We start from the raw sequence: 26,212 nt of genomic DNA, 5'->3' as shown, positions 1-26,212 counted from the left end.
GCTACCAGTTCTCGATCGACTTGCGGAAGATGTCCGCGATGTCGTCCTCGGTGGGCGTCCGGGGGCAGGTCGCCAGCAGGCGCTGCTGCTTCATCGTCCCGTCGACGAGGTCGGGGATGTCGCCCTCGCCGAAGCCGACCGCCCCGATGCCGTTGGGGATGTCGATGTCGCGCATGAGCTCGGTGACGACGTGCGGCAGCTGCTCCGACGCGTCGTTCTGCGTCTCGGCGTTCGGCCCGAGCATCCGCGCGGCCGCCATGTGCCGGTCGGGCGCGGAGTCGAAGCTGAACCGGAAGGCCTCCGGCGCCGTCAGCGACACGGACATGCCGTGCGGGACCATCGCCTCGTCCGACGGGTAGCCGGCGGGGTGGAAGTCCCGGACCTGGCCGGCGATCGGGTAGGCGTTGGCGTGCGGGATGTGCACGCCCGAGTTGCCGAACCCCATGCCGGCGAAGGTCGCCGCCATCATCATGTCCATGCGGGCGTCGACGTCGTCGGTGCCGCGGTGGACGGCCGTGCGGAACGACCTCGCCAGCAGCGACATCGACTTCTCGCACCAGAGGTCCGAGACCGGGTTGGACCCGCAGTAGGTCACCCGCTCCTCGGGCTTCTTGCGGTCGAACGTCGTGTACCAGCGCGCGGTGTACGACTCGAGCGCGTGGCAGACGATGTCCATGCCCGACGCGGCGGTGACCTCCGGGGGGAGCGTCATCGTCAGCAGCGGGTCGACGACGGCGAGGGTCGGCCGCAGCCGCCAATGGCTGATGCCCGTCTTCACCCGCAGCGACAGGATGTCCAGCACGCACATGGCGGTGGACTCCGAGCCGGTGCCCGCCGTGGTGGGCACGGCGATCAGCGGCTTGAGCTGGCCCGGCGGGACCTGGGCCTTCCCGACGGGCTTGTTGACGTAGTCCATCAGGTCGCCGGGGAAGGTCGTCAGCAGGTTGACGGCCTTCGCGGTGTCGATCGCCGACCCGCCGCCGACCGCCACGAACCCGTCCCACGGGCCCTGCTCGGAGGCGTAGCCGACGGCCTTGTTCATCGAGTCGTCGGTGGGCTCGACGTGGACGCCGTCGAAGATCTCGACGGTCATGTCGTAGCGACGGATCTGGTCGGCGATGCGGTCGGGCAGGCCCGTCTGCTGCATGCCGGGGTCGGTGATCAGCAGGATCCGCTTCGCCCCGTACTGGGCGAGGTCGAAGCCGATCTCGTCGCAGGCACCCGCGCCGAACTTCAGCGGCGGGGCACCCCACGTGAACACCGACTCTTCGGTGGGAACCGGGGGGACGGTCATACCGGTGAGTCTCCGATCGGGTTGCCAGTGATCAGGTGTAGTGGCCGCCGCCGTTGCCCACGGTCTTGAGCTGGTGGATCTGCTCGGCGTCGTGACCGAAGACGACCGTCGCGTTGGTCTTCTCGGCGACGCCGCGGATCTTCTCCACCGACGAGTAGAACTGCCCCATGTCGTTGACGATGGCGGCGGGCGTGGTGGGCGGGCCGTAGCTCTCGCCCATGTAGACGGCGTCCGAAGTGAAGATCATCGTGCCGGTGTCGGGCAGGTCGACCTGCATCGACATCGTGCCCGGCGTGTGCCCCGGGGTCTGGAGCAGCGTGACGCCGGGGAGGAACTCGGTGTCGCCCGACACCGTCTCCCAGTTCAGCTCCTCGTAGTCGGTCTTGAGGTGGGCGCCGTTGAACAGGCCGTCGAACCCGAACGCCCAGTCCTTCTCCTTGTCACTGCAGATGAGCTTGGCCGACGAGTCCTTGAACATGTCGGCGTTGCCGCAGTGGTCGAAGTGCAGGTGCGACAGCACGACGTAGTCGATCTGGTCGACGCCGATGCCGAGCTGCTGCAGGCGCGAGTCGAGGTACTCCTCCTCGCTGACCTTGTCGTAGGGGAAGAAGTCCTGCAGGCCCGTGGGGCCCCAGCGGTCCTCCCAGTCGCGGGGGCAGCTGGTGTCCCAGAGCAGGGTGCCGTCGGGGGTCTCGACGAGCACCGTGTGCGTCGGGACGTCGGCCCACTCGGTGGGCTGGTCCCGCATCTGCCGGGGGCGGATCGAGCGCCCCGGCTTGAGGAGCAACCACGTCAGGTCCGCGGTCATCATGCCGCAGTCCAGGATGTTGACCTTGATCTCGCCACTCGCAGCCATGGGCGCTCCTCCGCGTGCCGCGTGCCGAATCGGGGGTCGCAGCCGGGGGCGCCGCACCGATCATGCATGCATCACCGGCCACGTGATGGCGGACACTAGCGACGCTCACGATCATCGGCAAACGGTAGGAAGTCCGAGCGATTCGCGAGGTTTCTGCGCCCGCCCGCTGCTCCGTCGGAGTGATGAGCATTATCACGGACGGTGACGATCGGGCAGGGTGGGACCGTGGCCGCTCCTCCCCCGACGACGGGGACGTCGACGCATCGTCGCGCTGTGTGGGCACGCCGCTCGCGGCTCGCCACGGCCCGGCGCGCCCCGTTCTGGGTGCTGCTCGCGGCCGGCGTCGTCGCGGCGTCCTCGGTCCCGATGATCCACCTCGCGATGGGCGACCGGTGGCGTGACGCCGAGGGGATCCTGCCCGACCAGCTCGTCGGCCTGACGGTGCTCGCGGTGTTCGGGCTGATCATCGCGGTGATGACGACCGGCCTCGGCGTCCCCTGGGCCCTCGGCGCGGTCGGCGAGGCCCCCACCGACGACGTCGAGGCCTACGGCGGCGGGCGCCGGGTCGAGCTCGCGTGGGCCGACCGCTACGCGACCACGGGGCGGATGGCGCTCGAGGGCGGTCCCGACGCGCGGGTGGCGGCGGCGCGGGACCCGGACGGGAAGCGCGCCCTGCCCGCCACCGTGTCGCCGCGGGGCGAGCCGGCGGTCCGCGTGGCGGCGCGGCGCGAGCGCCCGTTCGCACCGGCCGCCTACGCGGTGACCACGCCGGAGGACGCCGTCACCGTGTCCGCCGACGAGGGCCCGCGCGGCCTCGTCGACTGGACCCTCGATGACGGGCGGGGCACGACGCTGCGGTGGCGCCACCACGTCGCCGACCGCGTGCCGCGCGTGACCCTGGTCGACGCCCACGGCACGGCGTGGTGGGTCCGGCGCACGAGCCGCACGGCCCTGGCCGCCGAGCTCCCCGACGAGCTCGACCCGGCGGCCGCCCGCGCGCTCGTCCTCGTCGTCGACGACCAGCTGGCCCACGCCGCCCGCCTGCGCTCGGCGATGGCCGCCTCGGGCGGGAGCGGCGACTAGCGGGAGGGCCCCTGGGTGGGTCGCTTCGCGGGCTCGCAGCACCCCGGATGGCAGAGCGCCCCGTTGCAGCCCACCCCGGCCCGCGGCGCGGTCCCCAGCTCGCGGGGCGCCACGCCGTCGACCTGCTCGGCGATCAGCTCCACGATCATCTGGACGAAGCGGGGATCGGCGCCGGCGCTCGCGGCGCGGGCGAACCCCATCCCGAGCTTCTCGGCGTGCTCGGCGGCCTCGTTGTCGAGGTCCCACACGACCTCGAGGTGGTCGGACACGAACCCGACCGGGCTGACGACGACGGCGCCGACGCCGCGGTCGTGCAGGTCGTCGAGGTGGTCGACGATGTCGGGCTCGAGCCACGGGATCTGCGGCGGACCGGAGCGCGACTGCCACACGAGGTCGTGCTCGGGCGCGTCGACGGCGTCGGCGACCAGGCGCGCGGCCTCACCCATCTGCCGCGAGTAGCGGTGGCCGCCCTCCTCCGGCGGGCCGGCGGTGCGGTCGGCCGACTCGGGGATGGAGTGCGCGGTGAACACCAGCCGCGCCTCGTGCCCCCGGTCCAGCTTCTCCCGCGCCGCCCGCACCCCGTCGGCGACCGAGGCGACGAACAGCGGGTGGTCGTAGAAGTGGCGCAGCTTGACGAGGTCCGGCGCCGACCCGGTGCGCTCGACGGCCGCCGCGCGGGCCCGCGCGATGTCCTCGTGGTACTGCCGGCACGCCGAGTACCCGCCGTAGGCGCTCGTCGCGAACACCAGCGCGCGCCGCACGCCGTCGCGGGCCATGCCCTCGACGGTGTCCTCGGCGAGCGGGTGCCAGTTGCGGTTGCCGAAGTACACGGGCAGCTCGCGCCCGGCCTCCCGCAGCGCGCGCGACAGGTCGGCGACGAGGCGCCGGTTCAGCTCGTTGATCGGGCTGACGCCCCCGAAGTGCTGGTAGTGCTCCTCGACGGCGTCGAGACGCTCCGGCGGCACCCCGCGGCCCCGCGTGACGTTCTCCAGGAACGGACGGACCTCGTCGGGACCCTCGGGGCCGCCGAAGGAGAGGACCAGCACCGCGTCGAAGGGGGGTTCACCGCTCACGTCGTCCAGCATCCCCCCGCACGACGAGGGCTACACGGTGAGACCCGGACCGCTAGGCGCCCATCGCGTGGTAGCCGCCGTCGGCGTGGACGACCTCGCCGGTGGTGGCGGGCAGCCAGTCGGAGAGCAGGGCGCAGATGGTCTTCGCGACCGGCGTCGGGTCGCCGAGGTCCCAGCCCAGCGGCGAGCGCTGCACCCAGGCCTCCTCGAAGGTGTCGAAGCCCGGGATCGACTTCGCGGCCATGGTGCGCACCGGGCCGGCGGCGACGAGGTTGGCGCGGATGCCCTCGGGGCCCAGGTCGCGGGCGAGGTAGCGCGTGGTGGCCTCGAGCGCGGCCTTGGCGACGCCCATCCAGTCGTAGCCGGGCCAGGCGACGGTGTTGTCGAAGTCCATGCCGACCAGCGACGAGCCGGGCCCGAGCAGCGGCCTGCAGGCCATCGCGAGCGACTTGAACGAGTAGGCCGACACCTCGACCGCGGTGGCGACGTCGGACCACTCGGTGTTCAGGAAGTTGCCGCCCAGGGCGTCCATGGGGGCGAAGCCGATGGAGTGCAGGACGCCGTCGAGGCCGTCGACGTGCTCGCGCACCGCGTCGGCGAGGCCGTCGAGGTGCTCCTGGTTCTGCACGTCGAGCTCGATGACCGGCGCCTCCTGCGGCAGCCGCTGCGCGACGCGCTTGACCAGCGACAGGCGCCCGAAGCCGGTGAGGACGACGGTGGCGCCCGCCTCCTGCGCCGCCTTCGCCGCGTGGAAGGCGATCGAGGCGTCGGTGATGATCCCGGTGACCAGGATCCGCTTGCCCTCGAGCAGGTTGCTCACTGTCTCCCCTTCTAGTGGCCCATGCCGATGCCGCCGTCGACCGGCAGCACCGCGCCGGTGACGTAGCCGGCGTCGTCGGAGGCGAGCCAGGCGACGGCCTTGGCGATGTCCTCGGGCGCGGCGGTGCGCCCCAGCGGGATGGAGTTCAGGATCTCCTCGCGGCGCTTGTCGGTCAGCTCCGCGGTCATGTCGGTGTCGACGTACCCGGGCGCGACGACGTTCGCGGTGATGCCGCGCCCGCCGAGCTCGCGCGCCGTCGAGCGGGCCAGCCCCACGAGGCCCGCCTTGGAGGCCGCGTAGTTCGCCTGCCCCGGCGCGCCGGTCAGCCCGACGACGCTCGAGATGTAGATCAGCCGGCCGAAGCGGGCCTTGACCATGCCGCGGATCGCGCGCTGGGTGACCCGCCAGGCGCCGGTGAGGTTGGCGTCGAGGACCTCGGTGAACGCGTCCTCGGGCATGCGCATGAGCAGGCCGTCGCGGGTGATGCCGGCGTTGGCGACGACCACCTCGACCGGCCCGTGCTCGGACTCCACCTGCGAGAACGCGGCGTCGACGGCGGCGGAGTCGGTGACGTCCGCCTGCACCCCGTGCAGCCCCTCCGGCGGCTCGCCCGAGCGGTGCGTCACCACCACCGTGAATCCGCGGTCGGCGAGCTCGCGCGCCGTGGCGAGCCCGATCCCGCGGTTGCCTCCCGTGACCAGCGCGACGCGGCTCACGCGACTCCTCTCTTCGGGGCTGCGGCGGCGGAAGGCTACCGGCTCCGGGGGTGTCCGGCCCACGGGACGACGCGGCCGAACGGCGCCTGGCCGGGCTGTGGCCCGCGCCATAGGGTCGATCTTGCCGTCGATCTCGACACCGGAGGACCGATGACAGCGACCGACACCCCGCCGACCCTCCCGGGCCGGCTCGGCGACCCCTCGCTCGACCTGCGCACCGACCCGCGGGCCAAGCCCGACCTCGTCGCCGCGCTCGCGGCGTTCGGCCTGGACGGCCCGGCCGCCGAGCCCCCGATCACGCGGGAGGCCGGCCGCGAGGCCGTGGCCGAGGCGGTCGGCGGGCTGCACGCCGGCTTCAGCGCCCTCTACGCGAACATCCCCCTCGACCTGCCCGGCGACGCCCCGGACGACGCCGTCGAGACCACCGACACGTCGGTGGCCTCGCCCGACGGGCACCTCGTCCCGCTGCGCCTCTACCGCCCGGCGGGCGTCACGGGCCCCCTGCCGTGCGTCGTCTACATCCACGGCGGCGGCATGACCATCCTCGACGCCGAGACCCGCGTGCACGACCGCTGGTGCCGCGAGCTCGCCCTCACCGGCGTCGTCGCCGCGCGCGTCGGCTTCCGCAACGCGTGGACCGAGCTGGGCCCGCACCCCTTCCCCGCGGGCCTCGACGACTGCGCCACCACGGTGCGCTGGCTCGACGACCAGCGCGGCGAGCTGGGCCTGACCCGCCTCGTGCTGCAGGGCGAGTCCGGGGGCGCGAACCTCGTGCTCGCCACCACGCTGCGCGCCAAGCGCTCGGGCGACCTCGACGCCATCGACGGCGTGTACGCCTCGGTGCCCTACGTCAGCGGCGGCTACGCGTGGGACCGCGCCCGCAAGCTGCGCGAGCTCCCGTCGATGATCGAGAACGACGGCTACTTCATCAACTGCGCGCTGATGGACCTGCTGGTGGCCCAGTACGACCCGCACGACCGGCACGCCGAGGACCCGCTGGCCTGGCCGTACTTCGCGACCGCCGACGACCTGGCCGGCCTGCCGCCGCACGTCATCACCGTCAACGAGCTCGACCCGCTGCGCGACGAAGGGCTCGCCTACTACCGCAAGCTCCTCGCCGCCGGGGTCCCGGTCGAGGGGCGGACGAACCTCGGGATCACCCACGGCGCGGAGATGATCTTCCGGCAGGCACTGCCCGCCGAGCACCGCGCGGCGATCGCCGACATCCGGGCCTTCGTCGACCGGCTGACGGTGGACCACATCTAGCTACGGGAGACGCTGCCCCGTGACGATCGCGGTGGCGGCGCCGAGCACGACGAGGATGGTGGCCGCGAGGAACCAGCGCCCGGAGAGGTCGACCGTGCGCTCCTCGTAGCCCACCTGCTCGGCGAGGTTGGCGTAGGTCTCGCGCAGGTCCAGCTCGGTGGACGCGCGGCGGAAGTCGCCGCCGGAGAGCTGGGCGATCTCGCGCATCTGGTCGTCGGCCACCGCCACCGACACCGGCCGGCCGTCGATCTCGATCTCGCCGTACTCGGTGCCGAACGAGATCGCCGAGATCGGCACGCCCGCCGCCCGCGCCTCGGCGGCGGCCGGGAAGGCGCCCCGGTCGTCGGCGGGGTCGGTGGTCGGCGTCGTCTGCTTGCCGTCCGAGAGCAGGATGATCCGTGCCGGCGGCGGGCCCTCGGGGCCGCGGATCTGGCTGCCGAAAGCCCGGATGGCGGCGAGGCTCGCGCGGATCGCGTCGCCGGTGCCCGTCGACTCGGCGAGCTGCAGGCTGCCGATCGCGTTCTTCACCGCCTGGCGGTCGGTGGTGGGCGTGACGAGCGTGCTCGGGGTCGCCGCGAACGACGACAGGCCCAGGTTGATGCCGGCCGGGAGCTGGTCGGCGAACGTCGAGGCGGCGCTCTCGGCGACCTGCAGCCGCGAGGGCTCGACGTCGGTGGCGCGCATCGAGAGCGACACGTCGATCGTCAGCATCACCGTCGCGCGGTTGCGGGGCACCTGCGCGGTGCCCTGCGGGCCGGCCAGCGCGATCGTCATGAGCACGAGGGCGACCAGCACCAGCGCCATCGGGACGTGGCGCCACCGGCCGGGGCCCTTGGGGGCCACGCGCTCGAGCAGCGCCAGGTTGGTGAAGCGCATCGTGTAGCGCTGCCGGCGCCGGTTGATCCACCAGTAGCCGACGGCCAGCGCGGCCACGACCAGCAGGAACAGGAACCACCAGGGGTGCGCGAACATCAGCGTCTCCCGGCCTGCTCGGGGACGCGTCCCGTCGTCGCCCCGCCCGACCAGCCGCGCTTGCGGGCCACGGCGAAGCGCACGACGTCGGCGATCCAGTCGCGGTCGGTGCGCAGCACGAGGTGCCCGGCGCCGCAGCCGCGCAGGGCGGCGGCGACGCGCCCGCGGTGGGCGGCGGCCTCGGCGGCGAAGCGGCGGCGCAGCGTGGGGGTGGTGGTGACCTCGCGGTGGCGCCCGGTCTCGGGGTCGGCGAGCACGACGGTGCCGACGTCGGGGAGCTCCTCGTCGCGGGGGTCGACGACCTCGACGGCGAGCAGGTCGTGGCGCGCCCGCAGCGCCCGCATGGCGCGCTCCCAGTCGACGTCGCCGAGGAAGTCCGACACCACGACCACGAGCCCGCGCCGCCGCGGCGGGCGACGCAGGGCCTCGAGCGCGCCGGGCAGGTCGCCCCGCGTGCCCTCCGGCGCGGGCCGGGTGGACGCGATCCGGCGCAGCAGGTCGCGGGTGGCCGCCTCGCCGCCGCGGGCGGGCAGGCGCAGCGTCTCGGCGCCGGTGGCGACGACGGCGCCGATGCGGTTGCCGCCGCCGCGGGTCAGGTGGGCGACGGCGGCGCACGCGGCGACGGCGAGGTCGCGCTTCTCGCAGGCCGCGGTGCCGAAGTCGAGGCTCGGCGAGAGGTCGACGACCAGCTGCGTCTCCAGCTCGCGGTCGGCGATCGTCTCGCGGATGTGGGGCTCGGTGGTGCGCGCGGTGACCGACCAGTCCATGCGGCGCACGTCGTCGCCGGGCTGGTAGACCCGCGGCTCGCCGGCCTCGGTGCCCGGACCGGGGACGAGGCCCAGGTGGTTGCCCTGCAGCAGCCCGTCGAGGCGGCGCCGGACGGTGAGCTCCAGGGTGCGCAGCGACGCCGAGAGCCGCGCCTGGGTGCGCTCCCCCGCCACCTCGTCGGGACCCGAGGGCACCGGGGCGGTCGGCGGCGGCGCCCACGCCGGGCGGGGACCGCCGGCCGGGCTCTCGGCCGGGGTCGCGGCCGGCGGCAACGGCCCGGGCTCGGGGACCTGTGCCGAGGGCGTCCCGTCGGATGAGCCCTGGGGCTGGTCCCCCGGTGGGGTCACCGACCCGCCGCCGGCACGGGCGCCGGGCCCATCCCGACCGGGCGGGCCGACACCTGCGGCAGCGGGACGGTCTGCAGGACGCGGGTGACGACGTGGTCGACCGGCACGCCGTCGGCGAGCGCGTCGTAGGACAGGACGAGGCGGTGGCGCAGCACGTCGGGCGCGATGTCGACGACGTCCTGGGGCAGCACGTAGTCGCGCCCGCGGACGAGCGCGAGCGCCCGCGCCCCGGCGATGATGCCCAGCGACGCGCGCGGCGAGGCGCCGTAGGCCACCCAGCCGCCGACGTCGCCCATCCCGTGCTCGGCGGGCGAGCGCGTCGCGACGACCAGGCGCACCACGTAGTCGACGAGCGCGTGGTGGACGAACACCTGGGACGCGACGTCCTGCAGGCGGCGCAGCTCGCCGGGGTCGAGCACCCGGTGCGGCGAGGGCGGGCTCACGCCCATCCGGTAGACGATCTCGCGCTCCTCGTCGGCCGTCGGGTACTCGACGAGGATCTTGAACAGGAAGCGGTCGCGCTGCGCCTCGGGCAGCGGGTAGACGCCCTCGTTCTCGATGGGGTTCTGCGTGGCCAGCACGAGGAACGGGTCGGGCATCGCGTGGGTCTGCCCGCCGATGGAGACGTGGCGCTCGGCCATCACCTCGAGCATCGCCGACTGGACCTTCGCGGGCGCGCGGTTGATCTCGTCGGCGAGCACGAAGTTGGAGACCACCGGGCCCAGCTCGACGTCGAACTCCTCGCGGCCCTGGCGGTAGATCCGGGTGCCGAGGATGTCGGCGGGCACGAGGTCGGGCGTGAACTGGATGCGGGCGAACGACCCGCCCACCACGCGCGCGAACGTCTCCACCGCGAGGGTCTTGGCCACACCGGGCACGCCCTCGAGCAGCAGGTGCCCCTTGGCGAGCAGGCCGACGAGCATCCGCTCGACCAGGCGGTCCTGGCCGACGATGACGCGCTTGACCTCGAGCACGGTGCGCTCGAGCTGCTCGGCGTCGTGGGCCGGCGTCGAGGGCGCGCCCGAGCCGGAGCCCGTTGACGCCGGCGGCGTCGGCGATCCCGACGGGCCCTGTCGGCCGGTCGGCCCCGTCTCCGTGGGCTCGGTCACCGCTGTCCCTCTCTGGTCGGCGCTCGCTCCGCACCCGCCGGGCGGGTGCGTCCGGGGCGGCACGCTACCCGCCGGTCCACCAGGCAACTCGTCGGCCGGTGAGGGTGCCGTGTGGTGTCACGACGTGCTCACACCAGCCGGGTGACGGTCGGGACGATCTCGTCGTCGAACCGCACGGACGCGATCCGCACGGTCTTGCCCGACTCGGGGGCCTCGACCATCTGGTCGCCGCCCAGATAGAGGGCGACGTGGTGCACGGGGCCCGCGCCGTCGTCGTCGGCCCAGAAGAGCAGGTCCCCGGGCCGGCGGTCCTCCAGCGCGACCCGCTGCCCGGCGTCGGCCTGGTAGCCGCTGTAGTGCGGCAGGTCCTTCCCGGCCGCCGCGAAGGCGTAGATCATCAGCCCGGAGCAGTCGAAGCCGGTCTTGTCGTAGTCGCCGTGCGCGTCGGCCACGCCGCCGTCGCGGATGCCCTTGGTCGGGCCCTCGGCGTCCCCGCCGCCCCAGGCGTAGACGACGCCGAGCTGCGAGAGCGCGCGCTCGAGCACCGTGCGCACCTCGTCGGACAGGCCGTCGGTGCTGATGCCGGCGTCGGCGAGCGGGTCGTCGTCGGTACCGGCCCGGGCCGCCCGGGCCTCGAGTCCCGCCGTCGCGGCGCGGCGCACCCGGGCGTCGCGGGCGGTCTCGCGGGCGGTCGCGGCGGCGTCGAAGGCCTCGGCGCGGTCGCGCTGCGCGGCCAGCGCCGGGTCGGCGTCCTCGAGCGAGCGCAGGCGGGCCTCGGCGGCGTCGCGCTGGGCGGTGAGCTCGCGCAGCTGCGCCTGCGCGGCGTCGGTGTCGGTGCGCACCCGGGTCAGCTCGGCGTCCGCGGCGACCCGGGCCGCGGCGGCGCGCGCGGCGGCCTCGTCGGCGGCGATGCGCGCGGCGCGGGCGCGGGAGTCGGCGTTGGCCGCCTCGATCCGGGCGCGCTCGGCGCCGTCGAGGGCGGCGCGCTGGTCGGCGGTGACCACGTCGCGCAGGTGGGCCCGCGCGGCGACGTCGTCGGGGCCCGACGAGCCCGAGAGCACCGAGAGCGGCCCGAGGACGTCGGCCTGCTGGAACCAGGCGGTGATCCAGGCGTCGACCTCGGCGCGGGCCCGCTCGGCGGCCGCGGCGGCGGCGTCGGCGCCGCGGCGGCTCTCCTCGGCGGCCCGGCGGGCGTCGTCGGCAGCCCGGCGGGCGGTGGTGTCGTCGGCCAGCGCGCGGTTGGCGAGCTCCTGGCGCCTGCCCAGGTCGGCGGTGAGGCGGTCGAGGGCCGCGCGGGCGGTGGCGATGCGGGCGACGAGGGAGCCGGCCTCGTCGGCCGGGTCCTGGGGCGCCGGGGACCCGCCGGCGGGTGGCGGCGTCGGGCTCGGCGGCGCGGCGAGGGCCGGCGGGACGAGCGTCAGCGCCGTCGCGAGCACGGCGGCGACCACGGTCGCGCCCGTGACCGCACCACGCACGCCGTCCTCCACTCCCCCGAGGTGGCCCGGTCCCGGACCCGGGCCGGGTGAGGAGCTTGGCGGCCCCCGGGGCCGCCTCCGGGCTCCGACACGCAGGGGTGTGGCGTGAATCGCCCGCTCGTGGGGCATCCGGGGGGCTCACCGGCTGCGTCGGGACCAACACGGAGGGGTGCCCGGTCGTAGGCTGGTGAGGGCGGGAGTGCAGCAGTCGTGAGGGTGCGCAAGACTCCCGCCCGACCCCCGGGTCGAGCGTCGTCACCCGTGCCGGCCGGCTCGCGCCGCGCCGATCGGGCCACCACCCGGACAGGCCCCGCCTGCCCCGTCGACGCCGCCGGGACCGAAGCGACCCCGGTGTCGCGGCCGATCCCCACCCGCCGCGCCCGCGAGGAACGAGGAGGAACGTGTCCGTGAGCTCGTCAGACCAGTCCGCCGACTCTTTCGGTGCGAAGGGCACCCTCGAGGTCGGCGGGCAGTCGTATGAGATCTTCCGACTGTCCGCGGTCGAGGGCTCGCAGCGCCTGCCGTTCAGCCTGAAGGTGCTGCTCGAGAACCTCCTGCGGACCGAGGACGGCCTCGTCACCACCGAGGCGTCGATCCGGGCGCTCGCCGAGTGGGACCCGACCGCCGAGCCGGACTCCGAGATCCAGTACGTCCCCGGCCGCGTGGTGATGCAGGACTTCACGGGCGTCCCCTGCATCGTCGACCTCGCGACGATGCGCGAGGCGGTCACCGAGCTGGGCGGCGACGCGCAGAACGTGAACCCGCTGGCGCCGGCCGAGCTCGTGATCGACCACTCCGTCGTCGCCGACCTGTTCGGCACCCCGGACGCCTTCGAGCGCAACGTCGAGCTGGAGTACCAGCGCAACGAGGAGCGCTACAAGTTCCTGCGCTGGGGCCAGACCGCGTTCGACGAGTTCAAGGTCGTCCCGCCCGGCACCGGCATCGTGCACCAGGTCAACATCGAGCACCTCGCGCGCGTCGTGATGACCCGGAACGGCCAGGCGTACCCCGACACGCTGGTGGGCACCGACTCGCACACCACGATGGTCAACGGCCTGGGCGTGCTCGGCTGGGGCGTCGGCGGCATCGAGGCCGAGGCGGCCATGCTCGGCCAGCCGGTGTCGATGCTGATCCCGAAGGTCGTCGGCTTCCAGCTCTCCGGCGAGCTGCCCGCGGGCGCCACGGCCACCGACCTGGTGCTGACGATCACCGAGATGCTGCGCGAGCACGGCGTCGTCGGGAAGTTCGTCGAGTTCTACGGCGAGGGTGTCGGCGCGGTGCCGCTGGCCAACCGCGCGACGATCGGCAACATGAGCCCGGAGTTCGGCTCGACCGCCGCGATGTTCCCGATCGACGACGAGACGCTGACCTACCTGCGCTTCACCGGCCGCGACGACGAGCAGGTCGCGCTCGTCGAGGCCTACGCCAAGGAGCAGGGCCTCTGGCACGACCCGGCGCACGAGCCGGACTACTCCGAGACCCTGTCGCTGGACCTCTCGACGGTCGTCCCGTCGATCGCCGGCCCGAAGCGCCCGCAGGACCGGATCCGCCTCGACGCGGCGAAGGAGTCGTTCCGCCAGTCGCTGCCGGACTACGTGAACAACGGCGCCGAGCCGAAGGCCGGGTCCGAGGAGTGGTACTCCGAGTCCTTCCCCGCGTCCGACCCGCCGGCCGAGACCCGCGACGAGGAGGCCGACAAGCCGTCGGTGCACAAGCAGCCGGCGGACCCGTCGGGGCGCCCCTCGCACCCGACGCCGGTCACGCTCTCCGACGGCGTCGAGCTCGAGCTCGACCACGGCGCGGTGACGATCGCGGCGATCACGTCGTGCACCAACACGTCGAACCCGTCGGTGATGATCGGCGCGGCGCTGCTCGCGCGGAACGCCGTGGAGAAGGGCCTCGAGCGCCGGCCCTGGGTGAAGACGTCGCTCGCGCCCGGGTCCAAGGTCGTCATGGACTACTACGAGCGCTCGGGTCTGCTGCCCTACCTGGAGAAGCTGGGCTTCAACCTCGTCGGCTACGGCTGCACCACGTGCATCGGCAACTCGGGCCCGCTGCCCGAGGAGATCTCGAAGGCGGTCAACGACGAGGACCTCGCGGTCACCGCGGTGCTCTCGGGCAACCGCAACTTCGAGGGCCGCATCAACCCCGACGTCAAGATGAACTACCTGGCGAGCCCGCCGCTGGTGGTGGCGTACGCGCTGGCCGGGACGATGGACCTCGACCTCGCCACCGAGCCGCTCGGGCACGACACCGACGGCAACCCGGTGACCCTCGCCGACATCTGGCCCTCGCCGCAGGAGATCCAGGAGACGATCTCCTCGGCGCTCTCGCCCGAGCAGTTCACCGAGGGCTACGCCGACGTCTTCGCCGGCGACGAGCGCTGGACCTCGCTGCCCACCCCCGAGGGCGAGACCTTCACCTGGGACGAGGACTCCACGTACGTGCGCAAGCCCCCGTACTTCGAGGGCATGTCGCGGGAGCCCTCGGAGGTCGGTGACATCGAGGGCGCCCGGGTGCTGCTCAAGCTCGGCGACTCGGTGACCACCGACCACATCTCCCCCGCCGGGTCCATCAAGGAGGACTCGCCGGCCGGCCGGTACCTCAAGGAGAACGGGGTCGAGCGCAAGGACTTCAACTCCTACGGCTCGCGCCGCGGCAACCACGAGGTGATGATCCGCGGCACGTTCGCCAACATCCGGCTGCGCAACCTGCTGCCCACCGGGGACGGCGGCTCGCTCGACCAGGGCGGCAACACCGCCGACTACACCCAGGGCGGCCAGCAGGTCGCGGTGTACGACGCGGCGCAGAACTACGCCGCGCAGGGCACGCCGCTGGTGGTGCTCGCGGGCAAGGAGTACGGCTCGGGCTCGTCGCGCGACTGGGCGGCCAAGGGCACGACGCTGCTCGGCGTCCGCGCGGTCATCGCCGAGTCCTACGAGCGCATCCACCGCTCGAACCTCGTAGGGATGGGCGTGCTGCCCCTGCAGTTCCCCGACGGCGAGAACGCCGACTCGCTGGGTCTGACCGGCACCGAGACGTTCTCGATCACCGGGGTCACGGCGCTCAACGACGGCGAGGTCCCCGACACGGTGCACGTGACGGCGCAGCCCGAGTCCGGGGACGCGATCGAGTTCGACGCGCGCCTGCGCATCGACACCCCGGGTGAGGCGCAGTACTACCTCAACGGCGGGATCCTGCCCTACGTCCTGCGCAAGATGCTGGGCTGACCTGGGTCTCTCCGCCTGTTTCGGAACGAACGCGCCGTTCGCTGCTTCTAGCGCAGCGAACGGCGCGTTCGTTCGTTTCCGGGGGCCTCAGTCGTCGGCGGGCTCGGCGGTGCCGGCCAGCGCGGCGCGCACCTCCTGCTCCTCGGTGCGCCCGCGGCGCCAGTAGCCGGTGAAGCAGACGTCGCGCTTGTCGACGCCGCGCTCGCGGACGACGTGGCGGCGCATCGCCTTCACCAGGGACGCCTCGCCGGCCAGCCACACGTAGGGCTGCGCGGCGGGGAAGGCGAGCCCGCGGAGGTGCTCGGCGAGCGCGTCGGGTGTCGTCCAGTGCGTGGTGACGTCGCCGGCGGTCGCCCAGGTCTGCTGCTCGGTGACGTCCCGGACGCCCGCGAGGACGGTCGCGCGCCGGCCGGGCGGCAGGGCCTCGACGATGGCGCCGATCGCCGGGACCGCGGTCTCGTCCCCCGCCAGCACGATGCCGTCGTGGTCGTCGCGCGGGGCGTAGAGGCCGTAGGGGCCGGTGAACGCGAGGTGCTCGCCGGGGGCGGCGCGCAGCGCCCAGTCGCGCGCCGGGCCCTCGTCGTGCAGGACGAAGTCGACGTCGATCTCGACCGGGTCCTCGCGCCGCCGGCGGAGGGTGAACGTGCGCATGGGTGGGCGGAGGTCGTCGGGCATCGCGAGGTAGCGGCGGAACCAGCCGGCGATGTCGGGCCCGTCGTCACCCTCCTCGACCAGCGGGGGCAGCTGCGGCTCGACCTCGTCGGCGCGCGGGAAGAAGAGCTTCATGTAGCCGTCGGGGGCGACCATGGGCAGGTCCGCGAGCTCGGGGCCCGCCACCGTCACCCGCACCACCCGCGGGGTCGGCCGGGCGACCGCCCGGACCACCGCGCGCCGCAACCGGACCGCCGGACGTGTCGACGCCGCCGTCACTCGCTCCCCTTCCGTCACCGCCAGGTGAGGTCACCCTAACTCGCGCATGCCGCCGGGCGCGCCGGTCAACCCTGCGCGCAGAGGGAAGGAGTACCGATGACGCTGCAGGAGACCGCGCGCGAGATCCTCGCCGACGGGAAGGGCATCCTCGCCGCCGACGAGAGCACCGGGACGATCACCAAGCGGCTGGAGGCGGTGGGCGTCGAGTCCACCGAGGAGACGCGGCGCCGGTTCCGCGACCTGCTGTTCACCACCGAGGACGTCGAGCAGCGCCTCGGTGGCGTGATCCTCTACGACGAGACCGTCCGGCAGACCGCGCTCGACGGCACGGGGATGGTCGACCTCCTGCGCCGGCGCGGGATCGTGCCCGGCATCAAGGTCGACGGGGGCGCGAAGGACCTGGCCGGTTTCCCCGGCGAGAAGGTCACCGAGGGCCTCGACGGGCTGCGGGAGCGGTTCGCCGAGTACGCCGAGCTGGGGCTGCGGTTCGCGAAGTGGCGCTCGGTGATCTCGGTGTCCGACACCCTGCCCAGCGCGACCGCGGTCGAGCTCAACGCCGCCGGCCAGGCCCGGTACGCCGCGCTCGCGCAGGAGGCGGGCCTGGTACCGATCGTCGAGCCCGAGTCGATCATGGACGGCGACCACGGGATCGAGCGGTCGGCCGAGGTCACCGAGCAGGTCCTCGCCGCCACGATCGAGGCGCTGCGCCGCCAGCGGGTCGCGCTCGAGGGCGTGCTGGTGAAGACGAACATGGTCGTGTCCGGCTACGCGGGCGCCGACCAGGCCGGCCCCGACGAGGTCGCCGACCGCACGCTCGAGGTGCTGCGCCGCACGATCCCGGCCGCCGTGCCCGGCGTCGTCTTCCTCTCGGGCGGTCAGGAGGACGCGCAGGCCAACGCGAACCTCGACGCGATCGCGCGCCGGGGCCCGCAGCCGTGGACCGTGAGCTTCTCCTACGCCCGCGCGCTGCAGAGCAGCCCGATGGCGCGGTGGGCCGGCGCGGAGGAGAACGTGGCCGCGGCCCAGGACGCGTTCGCCGAGCGGCTGCGGCTCACCGGGGCGGCCAACCGCGGCGAGTGGAGCGCGGATGAGGAGAAGGCGTCGTGACCGCATCGTGATCTGAGGCCGCTCCCGGAGGGACCGGGACTGTCGGAGGTCGGTCGTAGCGTCCGGGGCATGGAGCAGGAGCGTCGGGGAGTCGGGGTGCGCGAGGCGCTGGCCGACGTGCTGGCCTCGACGCTCCCGCTCGCCGCCGCCGCGATGCGCGACGGGGTGCTCGACGCCGACCAGCTCTACGTCATCAGCGAGGTGGTCGAGGCGTTGCGAGCGGAGGGCCGTCCGGCCACGCTCCTCGCCGGCGTCGAGCGGGCGCTCGTCGACGCCTGCGTCGTGGGGCGGGGTGTCGACCTGGTGCCGCTCGCCACCGACCTGTGGGCCGCGCTGGCCCCGGACGCCGACGGCGTGCCGTGGGACGTGGAGCCCGACCTGCTCGAGGTGGCGTGGCCGTCGGCCGAGCCGAGCGAGCGGCGTACCGCGGCCGGTCCTGGGACGTCGGGGCCGGCGAGCCCTGGTCCTGGGTGCGAGGAGGGCCCCGACGGTGCCGAGGTGCTGCTCCCCGCGGCGGTCGCGGACGGCTCGGTGACCGCGGATGGGTCGCTGTTCGCGAATGGACCGCTTGTCCCAACCGGAGCCCCGGTCCCGACCGGTGCGCCGGTCACCGAGGACGCGCTGGTCGCCGACGAAGCGGCGGTCGCGGACGCATCCGTGGGCGCGCGCGGAACCCCGGTCGCGGCATCGCCGATCGCGGGATGGCCGGTCGCGGGACCGCTGACAGCTGGACCGCCGGACAAGGGCCCGCCGGACGAGGGAACGCCAGTCGCGGGGAGCCTCATGGGCGTTGCCTCGGCCGACGGCCCTGGTTCCGTGGTCGCGGCCCGAGGTCCGGAGCCGCTCGGCACGGATCCGCCCACCCCGCCACCGCGTGCTCGACACGCATCGTCCCGCAGGGGAGAGCTTCGGGTGTCCCGCCGGCGCACGCTCGTCGTGACCCGCGCGGTCGACGCCTGCGGGCGGGCGCCGCCGGCGTTGGAGTGTCCGCGGGCCGGCCCGCCCGACCGCCCGCCGGACGTGGTGATCGCGCCCCGGCGAGGCGGACGATGTCGCGCGGGCTGCGTCAGGCCCGCTGGGGCGCGCGCGGGCGCAGGCGGTCGATGTCGGCGGTGAGCTCCTCCACGGACTCGAGGACGTCGGAGGCACCGGCCTCCCGGAGCTCCTCGTTCGAGAAGCCGCCCGTCCGCACGGCCACGGACGGCAACCCGAGGCGCTCGGCGGCCCGGCAGTCCCAGACGGAGTCGCCGACGACGACCGCTTCCTGAGCCCCGACGCGCTCCATGGCGACCCCGAGCAGGTCGGGGGCCGGCTTGGTGCGCTCGACGTCGCCCGAGCTGACCCACTCCGCGGCGAGGTCACCGGCGTCGATCAGCTCGGCGTAGCGCTCGACGTGGTGCGGCTTGCCCGAGCTCGCCATGACGAGGGTGAAGCCGGCGCCGACGATCGCCTCGAGCAGGTCGTGGGCCCCGGGTAGCGCCGAGATCTCGTCGAGCATGGCGTCGGCCTCCTCGGTCCAGGCCGCACGGATCTCGTCACCGTGCTCGCTCTCGACCTCGTCGCCCGCGACCGCCGCGACGAGCTGGTCGCCGCCCATCCCGATGTGACGGTGGATGGTCCACACCGGGATCGTCACGCCGAACCGACGGAAGGCCCGGTACCAGCCCAGCGCGTGGTGGTAGTTGGTGTCGACGAGGGTGCCGTCGACGTCGAGGATCACGGTCCCGCGTGTGTCCGTCATGGCGACGGGGATGCCCGGCGCCGACCGGCTCGCATGCGCCGCGCACGGTGACGCGGGTCGCCCCCGTCAGTCGAGCAGCGCGGCGATCTCGTCCACGGTCCGGCGCAGCTCGGTGGCGAAGCGCTCCATCTGCTCGCCGACCGTCGCGGGCGTGCTGAGGTGCACGACCAGTCGCCCGGGCAGCAGGACGTAGGCGACGCCGATGCACTGGGTGCTCGTCGAGCCGAAGCCGAAGACCCGCACGTGCTCCGAGGGCGCCGAGCTGGTGGACATGAAGTCGTCGCGCATGACGCGCCAGCCCGGCGAGTCGACGACCGCCAACGGCTCGGTGGCCCCGAGCTCGTCGCCGCGCCGCTGCTGGATCAGCGACAGCTCCCACAGGTGCTGCTCGGGCGCGTAGCCGGCCTGGCACTCCTGGGCCCGCCGGACGTGGGCCGCCGCGGCGGCGTCGAACGCCTCCCGGCGCTGCGCGTCGTCGGCACCGGGATCCTCCATCGCGGCCGTGAACGCGAGGATCTCCGGGGTCACCACGCGCATGGCCTCGGTGCGCCCGTGGTGGAACTGCAGCGTCGCGATCGACTCGTAGGTCGCGCCGACGAAGCCCTTCGCGCGCACGTGCGCCAGCTGGTAGGCCATCTGCACGAAGGCGTCGGGCGAGACGCCGAGCTTCTTGATCCGGTCGCTGCCGAGGTCGTCGAACACCACGAGCCGGGTCGCGACCGACGCGGTGAACCGCGCGAAGTCCTCCCCCGCGGCGCGGATGTCGGCGGCGCGCTCGTCGCTCACCACGAACGGCAGCGGCGCGGCGGCCGGGACGCCCTGGGACCGGGCGCCGAGCGCCGCCGCGTGCTCGGCGGTCGAGGCCCCGAGCATCCCGTCGACCAGCGCGAGCACGGTCGTGCCGTCGAGGCGGCAGTGCTCGGTGTTGATGCCGGCGGTGCCGTCCGGGAGCACGACGAACGTGACGGCCTTGTCGAACCAGCGGTTCGCCGCGTCGCCGCCCAGCAGCTGCTTCCCGACGGCGCGATCGTCACCGGGGAGATCGTCCTCCAGCGCCACGCAGAACAGGGCGGTCTCGAGGTCGTCCAGGGCCGCCTCGTTGCCCTCCGCCAGCAGCGCCCGGCGGCTCGCGGCCCACGCCGCGCGGGCCTTCGTCGTCAGGTGCCCGACGCCCGGGCCGCGGCTCTCCCCCACCCGTGCCCGGATCGCCCGCAGGCCCTCGGCGATCTCGTCGGCGGTGTGCGCGGTGCCGTCGGGGCCGAGCACGTCCATCCGGAACGCGTGGCCGCGCACGAGCACGACGACGTGGCGCGCGCGGGAGGGCCCGGGCCAGGCGTCGGTGTAGGGCGTCCGCGCCGTGTCCTGCTCGTCGCCGGGGATGCGCGTGGCGGAGAACAGGAACTTGTGCTGCTCCATGGTCATCGGCGCGCCCTTGCGGGTCGCGGTCGGCAGCGTCTCGGTGTCGACCCGGTGCTTGTGGTCGAGCGCGCCGAGCACGAGCCCCGCCGCTCGCGACGCCTGGTCGGTGGCGTCGGGGTCGTCGGCGAACAGGAAGAAGAAGTTGGCGTTGAGCGCGATGCGGTCGCGGCGCCCCAGGTAGCGCGACTCCCAGAAGTCGTCGAGCCAGCTGTGGGTGGAGGGCTGCGCGTCGTAGGCCTCGAGCGCGGCCTGCAGCACCGGGCCGGGCCCGTCGGGGCGCAGCAGCTGGTCGACGGCCTCGCGGGTGGCCGCCCGCTGGTCGTCGTCGAGCAGCGGCTCGCTCCACGCGAGGAACTGCTCGGCGCTGTCGGCGAGGGTCGGCACCGGGACCCGGGGCAGGTCGTCCTCGGCGTCGAACGTCCCGGTCATGGCTGGTCCTCCGGTGGTGGGGGTCAGTCCTGCAGGGTGTCACCGCGGACGGTCGCCGCCGCGAGGTGCTCGGGCGCGACGCGACCGAAGAGCTGGCGGCTGCGCGTCGGGGAGTTGAGCACACCGGCGCGCTCGCTGTACGCGAGGATCGCGGCGTGGCGCGGGGTCGCGCCGCCGACCGGCGTGACGCGGTGCAGCGAGAACCGGCCGCGGAAGAGCTGCAGGTCACCGGGGCGCAGCGTGAGCCGCCGGACCGGGCCGCGGTCGCCGTCGAGCACCGCCCGCACCCCGGCGCGGTTCTCGTCGCCGGCCGCGCGCAGGCCTGGGCAGTACTCGAACACCCCGCCGCTCTCCGGTGCGCGGGTCAGCAGGCTGACGGCGAACTCGTTGGTGTCGAAGTGCCACGGGTGGTCGTCGCCCGGCGCCACGACGTTGAGGGTCAGCCCGGCGTAGGGGTCGGCGAGCGGGTGCACGGCGGGCACCTCGAAGCACGCCGCGATCAGCCGGTGCACGGCCGGGTGCGCGTAGAGCCGGGCGACGAGGTGGTCGGCCGGGATGTGGTCGCGCGCCACGAACGCGTTGCGCCGGTGCAGCACGACCCGCGCCGGGTGGTCGGCGGGCAGCGTCGGGTCGGGGTCGGTGTTGTAGACGTTGACCTCGGCCACCGCGGCGTGCGCGGCGCCGGCGACGGCGTCGCCCTCGTCCCGCAGCCGGTCGCGGTGCTCGGGGGCGACGACGTCGCGCAGGACCGTGCACCCGGTGGCCCGCAGCTCGGCCCGCGCCCGGGCGACGACGTCCCGCCACGCCGGGGCGCCCGGGTCGTCGAGGGGATAGCGCCGGGCATCGACGACATCTCCCCCGGGTGCCACGGGGGGCAACCGTAGCGACGATCAGTCGGACCCCGCCCCGTCCATCAGGGCAGGGCGGGGTCGACCGGGCTCAGCGCGGGTTCCTGATGAAGTCGGCGCAGCGCTCGCCGATCATCATCGTGGTGATGCAGGGATTGACGGTGATCAGGTCCGGCATGATCGACCCGTCGGCGACGCGCAGGCCGTCGACGCCCTTCACCCGCAGTTGCGCGTCGACCGGAGCCATGTCGTCGGAGTCCGCGCCCATCTTCACCGTGCACGACGGGTGGTAGACGGTGTTGTGGGTCTTGCGGATGTACTCGAAGAGCTCCTCGTCGGTCGAGTCCTGCTCCCCCGGGGCGAGCTCCTTGCCCACCCACTCCTTGAGCGCCGGCGCCGCCGCGATCTCCCGGGCGACGCGGATGCCCCGGATCATCACCTCGCGGTCGTGCTCGTGGGTGAAGTACTGCGGGTCGACCTTCGGCTTGTCGTGGTAGTCGCGGGTCGACAGCCGGACCGTGCCCTTCGACTGGGCCCCGGTCACGTTCGGCGTGAGGCAGAACGTGTTGTCGGCGGTCGGATAGCCGTACCGCACGATGTTCATGTCGAACGGCACCGAGCCGTAGTGGAACATCAGGTCGGGCGTGGTCCGGCCCTCGGACCCCGCGAAGATCCCGATCTGCCACCACTGCGTCGAGGCCGTCGGCATGGGCTGCAGGGCCTCCCACTGCACGAGCCCCTCGGGGTGGTCCTGCAGGTTCTCGCCCACACCCGGGGCGTCGACGACGACCTCGACGCCAACCTCGCGCAGGTGCGCGGCCGGCCCGATGCCCGAGAGCATCAGCAGCTTCGGGCCGTCGATCGCCCCCGCCGAGAGGACGACCTCGCGCCGGGCGGTCACGTCGATCGCGTGCCGGGTGTCCGGGGTGCGCAGGCGCGCGCCGGTGGCCCGCGGACGCGGTCCGGAGGTGTCGAGGTTCAGCTTCTCGGCCCGGTAGCCGGTCATCAGCGTGAGGTTGGGCCGGTCGAGGTTCGGGTGGATGTAGGCCACCGACGCCGACGACCGCGACCCGTCGGGCTTCGCGTTGACCTGGAACCAGTTCGCGCCCCGCAGCACCGTGCGGCCGGTGTTGAACGGCGTGGTCGGGAGCCCGACCTGCTCGCACGCGGCGAGCAGCGCCTCACCGCACGGGTCCTGGTCCCCGACGGTGCGGATGGTGACGGGCCCGTCGGTCCCGCGGCCCGGGGCCTCGGCCTCCTCCGTGGTGTCCAGCGCGGTCTCGAGCTTGCGGTAGAAGGGGTAGCACTCCTCGGCGCTCCAGCCCGTCGCGCCGCCGGCGGCCCAGTCGTCGAGGTTCTCCTTCGGCGCCCAGAAGGCGATCGCCGAGTTGTGCGAGGAGCAGCCCCCGAGCACCTTCGCGCGGGCGTGGCGCATGTAGGAGTTGCCGGACGCCTGCGGCTCGATCGGGTAGTCCCAGTCGTAGCCGGACTCGAGCAGCTCCATCCAGCGGCTCAGGTCGAGGATCTGGTCGTCGCCGACGTCCGAGGGTCCGGCCTCGATGAGGCAGACCGACACGTCCGGGTCCTCGGAGAGGCGGGCGGCGACGGCACACCCCGCCGTCCCCCCGCCGACGACGACGTAGTCGAACTCTCTCTCGGCCATCACGCCTCCTGGACGGGCTTGTCGGCGGGGGTCTCCACGCGGGCGTGCTCGGCGACGACGCCCGTCTTGTGACGCTGGACGGTCCAGTAGTACGCGAACCCGGCGCCGAGGATCACCCCGGGCAGCAGCACACCGCCCCACTGCAGGTACCAGTGGAACGGCTCGCTGGCGTTGTAGACCTCGTTGCGCGGCCAGGCCAGGTTCACCGTCATCACCGCGCCCCAGATGATCGCGAGGATGTTGACGGGCAGGCCCCACCGGCCCAGCGAGAAGCCGTCGGGCCGGGGCTGCCAGGTGCCGCGGAAGCGATGCATGAGCATCGGCACGGTGACGAGCAGGTACGCCGTGTAGATCATGATGATCGCGATGGACGTGACCACCGTGTAGATCTGCGGGCTGAAGGTCACCAGCAGCAGCACGATCGCGATGATCCCGATCGTCACCGACGAGACCACCGGCGTGCCGAACCGCGGGCTGATCGTGCACAGCTTCGAGCCCGCGGGCAGGTTGTTGTCGCGGCTCATGGCGAACGCCAGCCGGATCGCCGCGGCGTGCACGGCGAGGTCGCAGACGACGACCGCGATGACGACGGCGATGAGGATGAGGGTCCCGGCCCAGCCCCCGAGCACCTGGAGGATCAGCGTCTGCAGGCCGCCCAGCGAGCTCAGCGCCGGGTCGGACAGGTCGGGCGCCGACATGATCGCGAACAGCAGGATGAGACCGCCGAGGACGAACGAGAAGAACAGCGCGCGCAGGATCGCCTTCGGGGCGTTGCGCCGCGGGTCGTGCGACTCCTCGGCCAGTGAGCTCGCCGTGTCGAACCCGTACATCACGTACAGCGACGCGAACATCGCCACGAGGAACGCGCCGGCGTACCCGAGGGGCCGCCCGCTCGCGTCGATCCCGCCGGTGTCGAGCACGACCTGCGGCCCGCGCACGATGTTGACGGCCAGCAGGATGATCAGGACGACGGCGGCGATCAGCTCCAGGAACACCCCGGTCGAGTTGATCTGCGCCATGAGCTTGGTGCCGAAGGCGTTGATCAGCGTGGTGAACACGATCAGGGCCGTGGCGAGGATGACACCGTTCAGCGCCTCCGCGTTCGTCACGGTCTCCGGGATGAACTGGAACCCGGACCAGATCTCGGGCAGCGTCGCCTGCAGTGCCAGGGCGACGGCCGCGAGGGAGACGATGGACGCGGTCAGCATCGTCCAGCCGGCGAGCCACGAGACGCCGTGGTTCGAGAGACGCTTGCTCCAGTTGTAGATCGACCCGGCCACCGGGTAGCGGGCGGCCAGCTCGCAGAAGCAGAGCGCGACCATCAGCTGCCCGAAGAAGACCAGGGGCCACGACCACCAGTACGCCGGTCCGCCGGACCCGAGCCCGAAGTAGAAGAGCTGGAACGTGCCGGTGAGGATCGAGATGTAGCTGATGCCCGCCGCGAACGTGTGGAAGCTGCCGAGGGACCGCACGAGGCTCGGCTTGTAGCCGAACTCGTCGATGTCCTCGGCGTCCGCGGCACTGGCCTGCTTGTGCGCCTTCGCGTCACTCGCGCTCATGAACCACTCCCTGGTGTGGAACGGCTGGTCGATGAGGGGAACCACCCGGTCGGACCCGGCCGGGTGTTCGTCCAGATGTGCTTGGGCTCCTGGTACTCGGCGAACCCGGCGCGGCCGAGCTCGCGCCCGACCCCGGAGTGGCCGAAGCCGCCCCACTCGGCCGCGGGGACGTACGGGCCGAAGTCGTTGATCCAGATCGTGCCGTGGCGCAGCCGCGCGGCGACCTCCTCGCACGTGCCGTGGTCGGACGAGAAGACCGCGCCGGCCAGGCCGTATTCCGTGTCGTTGGCGATGCGGACCGCGTCGTCGAGGTCGGTGAACGTCTCGACGGTGAGCACCGGGCCGAACGACTCGTCGTGCACCACGGACATGTCCTGGGTGCAGCGGTCGAGGATGGTCGGCGGGTAGTAGTACCCGTCGGCCAGCTTCGGGTCCGACGGGCGCTCGCCGCCGCAGCGCAGCACCGCGCCCTCGGCGACGCCTGCGGCGACGTAGGCCTCGACCTTCTCGCGGTGCGCCGCGGAGATCAGCGGCCCGGTCTCGGTCTCCGGGTCGTCGGGCCCGCCGAGGCGGATCCGCCGGGCCCGCTCGACGAGGTCGTCGACGATGCGGTCGTGGGCGGACTCCTCCACGACGAGCCGCGCGCCCGCGGAGCACACCTGACCGGAGTGCAGGAAGATCGCGGTGAGCGCGTTGTCCACCGCGGTCTCGTGGTCGGCGTCCGCGAACAGCACGAACGGGTTCTTGCCGCCCAGCTCCAGGGCCACCTTCTTCACCGTGGCCGACGCCGACTCCATGATCTTGCGGCCGGTCACCAGCCCGCCGGTGAAGCTGACCATGTCCACGCGCGGGTCGGTCGACAGGGGCGCCCCCGCGGTGGCCCCCGCCCCCAGCACGAGGTTCGCCACCCCGTCGGGCACGCCGGCCTCGGCGAGCAGCTCCATGAGGATGATCGCCGTGTGCGGGGTGAGCTCGCTGGGCTTGAGGACGAACGAGCAGCCCGCCCCCAGCGCCGGCGCGACCTTCCACGCGGTCTGCAGCAGCGGGTAGTTCCAGGGCGTGATCAGCCCGCACACCCCGACGGGGTCGTGCACGACCTTGCTGCGCGCGGTGGCGATGCCCGTGTCGACCAGCCGCCCGTCGTCGGTGGCGGCCAGGTGCCCGAACCACCGGAAGCAGTTGGTGATGTCGTCCATGTCGATCTCGGACTCGGCGAGCCGCTTGCCGGTGTCGTCGGTCTCGGCCTGCGCGAGACGGGCCTTGTCGCGCTGGAGGAGGTCCGCGACACGCAGCAGCAGGGCCCCGCGCTCCGGGGCGGGCACCGACGACCAGCGGTGGTCGTCGAACGCCCGCCGCGCCGCCGCGATGGCGAGCTCGGTGTCCTTCGCGCCCGCCTCGTCGACCTCCGCGACCAGGTGCCCGTCCGCGGGAGACCGGATCTCCCGCCTGCCCCCGTCGACCGTTGTCGTCCACGCTCCGTCGATGAACAGCTGCCCCACGCCTGGCG

General features: G+C 73.6%; 21 protein-coding genes. 5 read left to right on the top strand and 16 right to left on the bottom strand.

Annotated elements, in window-relative coordinates; all coding sequences use genetic code 11:
• Position 1: 1 nt before the first annotated feature.
• Positions 2 to 1,294 (bottom strand): hydroxyacid-oxoacid transhydrogenase, encoded by a 1,293-nt coding sequence (locus ACFPK1_RS11245; protein ID WP_378020990.1) that lies wholly within the window; start codon positions 1,292 to 1,294, stop codon positions 2 to 4.
• Between the two features lie 31 nt (positions 1,295 to 1,325).
• Complete coding sequence (locus ACFPK1_RS11240; RefSeq protein ID WP_378020989.1) at positions 1,326 to 2,150, bottom strand: N-acyl homoserine lactonase family protein; 825 nt, start codon at positions 2,148 to 2,150, stop codon at positions 1,326 to 1,328.
• 273 nt (positions 2,151 to 2,423) lie between these two features.
• Here ACFPK1_RS11240 and ACFPK1_RS11235 point away from each other — a divergent pair, with 273 nt between their 5' ends.
• Complete coding sequence (locus tag ACFPK1_RS11235) at positions 2,424 to 3,233, top strand: ABC-2 family transporter permease (protein ID WP_378020988.1); 810 nt, start codon at positions 2,424 to 2,426, stop codon at positions 3,231 to 3,233.
• On the opposite strand, the gene ACFPK1_RS11230 is transcribed toward ACFPK1_RS11235, so the two are convergent.
• Genes ACFPK1_RS11230 through ACFPK1_RS11220 form a run of 3 tightly spaced genes read right to left on the bottom strand, consistent with a single transcriptional unit; the run spans position 3,230 to position 5,842 of the window.
• Positions 3,230 to 4,306, bottom strand: coding sequence for a ferrochelatase (locus ACFPK1_RS11230; protein WP_378020987.1), 1,077 nt, complete (start codon positions 4,304 to 4,306; stop codon positions 3,230 to 3,232). The two genes, ACFPK1_RS11235 and ACFPK1_RS11230, sit on opposite strands and share 4 nt — an antisense overlap.
• A 52-nt stretch (positions 4,307 to 4,358) precedes the next feature.
• Positions 4,359 to 5,126: an enoyl-ACP reductase FabI gene (gene fabI, locus ACFPK1_RS11225; protein WP_378020986.1), complete on the bottom strand. Its 768-nt coding sequence runs from the start codon at positions 5,124 to 5,126 to the stop codon at positions 4,359 to 4,361.
• Positions 5,127 to 5,137: 11 nt separating this feature from the next.
• Positions 5,138 to 5,842 (bottom strand): beta-ketoacyl-ACP reductase, encoded by a 705-nt coding sequence (locus tag ACFPK1_RS11220; protein WP_378020985.1) that lies wholly within the window; start codon positions 5,840 to 5,842, stop codon positions 5,138 to 5,140.
• 150 nt (positions 5,843 to 5,992) lie between these two features.
• On the opposite strand from ACFPK1_RS11220, the gene ACFPK1_RS11215 reads away from it, so the two are divergent.
• Positions 5,993 to 7,108: an alpha/beta hydrolase fold domain-containing protein gene (locus tag ACFPK1_RS11215; RefSeq protein WP_378020984.1), complete on the top strand. Its 1,116-nt coding sequence runs from the start codon at positions 5,993 to 5,995 to the stop codon at positions 7,106 to 7,108.
• Here ACFPK1_RS11215 and ACFPK1_RS11210 read toward each other — a convergent pair whose 3' ends face one another.
• The 4 genes from ACFPK1_RS11210 to ACFPK1_RS11195 all read right to left on the bottom strand — a co-directional run bounded on the left by ACFPK1_RS11210 (position 7,109) and on the right by ACFPK1_RS11195 (position 11,779).
• Positions 7,109 to 8,080, bottom strand: a complete 972-nt coding sequence (locus ACFPK1_RS11210) for a VWA domain-containing protein (RefSeq protein WP_378020983.1) — start codon at positions 8,078 to 8,080, stop codon at positions 7,109 to 7,111.
• A complete protein-coding gene (locus tag ACFPK1_RS11205) occupies positions 8,080 to 9,120 on the bottom strand; it encodes a DUF58 domain-containing protein (protein ID WP_378021023.1) in 1,041 nt (346 codons plus the stop codon). The genes ACFPK1_RS11210 and ACFPK1_RS11205 overlap by 1 nt, the downstream gene beginning before the upstream one ends.
• Positions 9,121 to 9,191: 71 nt before the next feature.
• A complete protein-coding gene (locus ACFPK1_RS11200) occupies positions 9,192 to 10,304 on the bottom strand; it encodes an AAA family ATPase (RefSeq protein WP_378020982.1) in 1,113 nt (370 codons plus the stop codon).
• A gap of 128 nt (positions 10,305 to 10,432) precedes the next feature.
• Positions 10,433 to 11,779 (bottom strand): NlpC/P60 family protein, encoded by a 1,347-nt coding sequence (locus tag ACFPK1_RS11195; RefSeq protein ID WP_378020981.1) that lies wholly within the window; start codon positions 11,777 to 11,779, stop codon positions 10,433 to 10,435.
• A gap of 407 nt (positions 11,780 to 12,186) precedes the next feature.
• Between ACFPK1_RS11195 and ACFPK1_RS11190 the strand changes: the two genes are divergently transcribed.
• Complete coding sequence (locus tag ACFPK1_RS11190; protein WP_378020980.1) at positions 12,187 to 15,009, top strand: aconitate hydratase; 2,823 nt, start codon at positions 12,187 to 12,189, stop codon at positions 15,007 to 15,009.
• 87 nt (positions 15,010 to 15,096) lie between these two features.
• Here the strand turns inward: ACFPK1_RS11190 and ACFPK1_RS11185 are convergent, their stop codons facing one another.
• The gene (locus ACFPK1_RS11185; protein WP_378020979.1) at positions 15,097 to 15,939 is read right to left on the bottom strand and encodes a siderophore-interacting protein; all 843 of its coding nucleotides are present in this window, start codon (positions 15,937 to 15,939) and stop codon (positions 15,097 to 15,099) included.
• 96 nt (positions 15,940 to 16,035) lie between these two features.
• On the opposite strand from ACFPK1_RS11185, the gene ACFPK1_RS11180 reads away from it, so the two are divergent.
• Positions 16,036 to 17,046: a class I fructose-bisphosphate aldolase gene (locus ACFPK1_RS11180; RefSeq protein WP_378020978.1), complete on the top strand. Its 1,011-nt coding sequence runs from the start codon at positions 16,036 to 16,038 to the stop codon at positions 17,044 to 17,046.
• A 69-nt stretch (positions 17,047 to 17,115) separates the two neighbouring features.
• Positions 17,116 to 18,162 carry a hypothetical protein gene (locus tag ACFPK1_RS11175; RefSeq protein ID WP_378020977.1) on the top strand — a complete coding sequence of 349 codons (1,047 nt, stop codon included), beginning with the start codon at positions 17,116 to 17,118 and terminating at the stop codon, positions 18,160 to 18,162.
• Here the strand turns inward: ACFPK1_RS11175 and ACFPK1_RS11170 are convergent.
• The 6 genes from ACFPK1_RS11170 to ACFPK1_RS11145 all read right to left on the bottom strand — a co-directional run bounded on the left by ACFPK1_RS11170 (position 18,113) and on the right by ACFPK1_RS11145 (position 26,204).
• Positions 18,113 to 18,787, bottom strand: a complete 675-nt coding sequence (locus tag ACFPK1_RS11170) for an HAD family hydrolase (RefSeq protein ID WP_378020976.1) — start codon at positions 18,785 to 18,787, stop codon at positions 18,113 to 18,115. The genes ACFPK1_RS11175 and ACFPK1_RS11170 overlap by 50 nt on opposite strands.
• 66 nt (positions 18,788 to 18,853) lie before the next feature.
• The gene (locus ACFPK1_RS11165; RefSeq protein ID WP_378020975.1) at positions 18,854 to 20,635 is read right to left on the bottom strand and encodes a choline/carnitine O-acyltransferase; all 1,782 of its coding nucleotides are present in this window, start codon (positions 20,633 to 20,635) and stop codon (positions 18,854 to 18,856) included.
• 23 nt (positions 20,636 to 20,658) lie between these two features.
• Positions 20,659 to 21,504 carry a HalD/BesD family halogenase gene (locus ACFPK1_RS11160; protein WP_378020974.1) on the bottom strand — a complete coding sequence of 282 codons (846 nt, stop codon included), beginning with the start codon at positions 21,502 to 21,504 and terminating at the stop codon, positions 20,659 to 20,661.
• A gap of 70 nt (positions 21,505 to 21,574) precedes the next feature.
• The gene (locus ACFPK1_RS11155; protein WP_378020973.1) at positions 21,575 to 23,146 is read right to left on the bottom strand and encodes a GMC family oxidoreductase; all 1,572 of its coding nucleotides are present in this window, start codon (positions 23,144 to 23,146) and stop codon (positions 21,575 to 21,577) included.
• Positions 23,146 to 24,705, bottom strand: coding sequence for an APC family permease (locus ACFPK1_RS11150; protein WP_378020972.1), 1,560 nt, complete (start codon positions 24,703 to 24,705; stop codon positions 23,146 to 23,148). Before ACFPK1_RS11150 ends, ACFPK1_RS11155 begins: the two co-directional genes overlap by 1 nt.
• Positions 24,702 to 26,204 carry an aldehyde dehydrogenase family protein gene (locus ACFPK1_RS11145; RefSeq protein ID WP_378020971.1) on the bottom strand — a complete coding sequence of 501 codons (1,503 nt, stop codon included), beginning with the start codon at positions 26,202 to 26,204 and terminating at the stop codon, positions 24,702 to 24,704. Before ACFPK1_RS11145 ends, ACFPK1_RS11150 begins: the two co-directional genes overlap by 4 nt.
• Positions 26,205 to 26,212 lie beyond the last annotated feature (8 nt).

Origin of the sequence: Actinomycetospora rhizophila, from assembly GCF_042657905.1 — a bacterium.
Taxonomy (GTDB): domain Bacteria; phylum Actinomycetota; class Actinomycetes; order Mycobacteriales; family Pseudonocardiaceae; genus Actinomycetospora; species Actinomycetospora rhizophila.
Note: the sequence above shows the minus strand (reverse complement) of the source record. Positions and strands in the feature narration are given on the sequence as shown.

What these genes read in the sequence shown, in the direction of transcription:
- ACFPK1_RS11165 (WP_378020975.1), bottom strand. Translation starts at nt 20,635, where the DNA reads ATGACCGGGACGTTCGACGCCGAGGACGACCTGCCCCGGGTCCCGGTG.
- ACFPK1_RS11210 (WP_378020983.1), bottom strand. Translation starts at nt 8,080, where the DNA reads ATGTTCGCGCACCCCTGGTGGTTCCTGTTCCTGCTGGTCGTGGCCGCG.
- ACFPK1_RS11175 (WP_378020977.1), top strand. Translation starts at nt 17,116, where the DNA reads ATGGAGCAGGAGCGTCGGGGAGTCGGGGTGCGCGAGGCGCTGGCCGAC.
- ACFPK1_RS11245 (WP_378020990.1), bottom strand. Translation starts at nt 1,294, where the DNA reads ATGACCGTCCCCCCGGTTCCCACCGAAGAGTCGGTGTTCACGTGGGGT.
- ACFPK1_RS11150 (WP_378020972.1), bottom strand. Translation starts at nt 24,705, where the DNA reads ATGAGCGCGAGTGACGCGAAGGCGCACAAGCAGGCCAGTGCCGCGGAC.
- ACFPK1_RS11170 (WP_378020976.1), bottom strand. Translation starts at nt 18,787, where the DNA reads ATGACGGACACACGCGGGACCGTGATCCTCGACGTCGACGGCACCCTC.
- ACFPK1_RS11155 (WP_378020973.1), bottom strand. Translation starts at nt 23,146, where the DNA reads ATGGCCGAGAGAGAGTTCGACTACGTCGTCGTCGGCGGGGGGACGGCG.
- ACFPK1_RS11215 (WP_378020984.1), top strand. Translation starts at nt 5,993, where the DNA reads ATGACAGCGACCGACACCCCGCCGACCCTCCCGGGCCGGCTCGGCGAC.
- ACFPK1_RS11240 (WP_378020989.1), bottom strand. Translation starts at nt 2,150, where the DNA reads ATGGCTGCGAGTGGCGAGATCAAGGTCAACATCCTGGACTGCGGCATG.
- ACFPK1_RS11180 (WP_378020978.1), top strand. Translation starts at nt 16,036, where the DNA reads ATGACGCTGCAGGAGACCGCGCGCGAGATCCTCGCCGACGGGAAGGGC.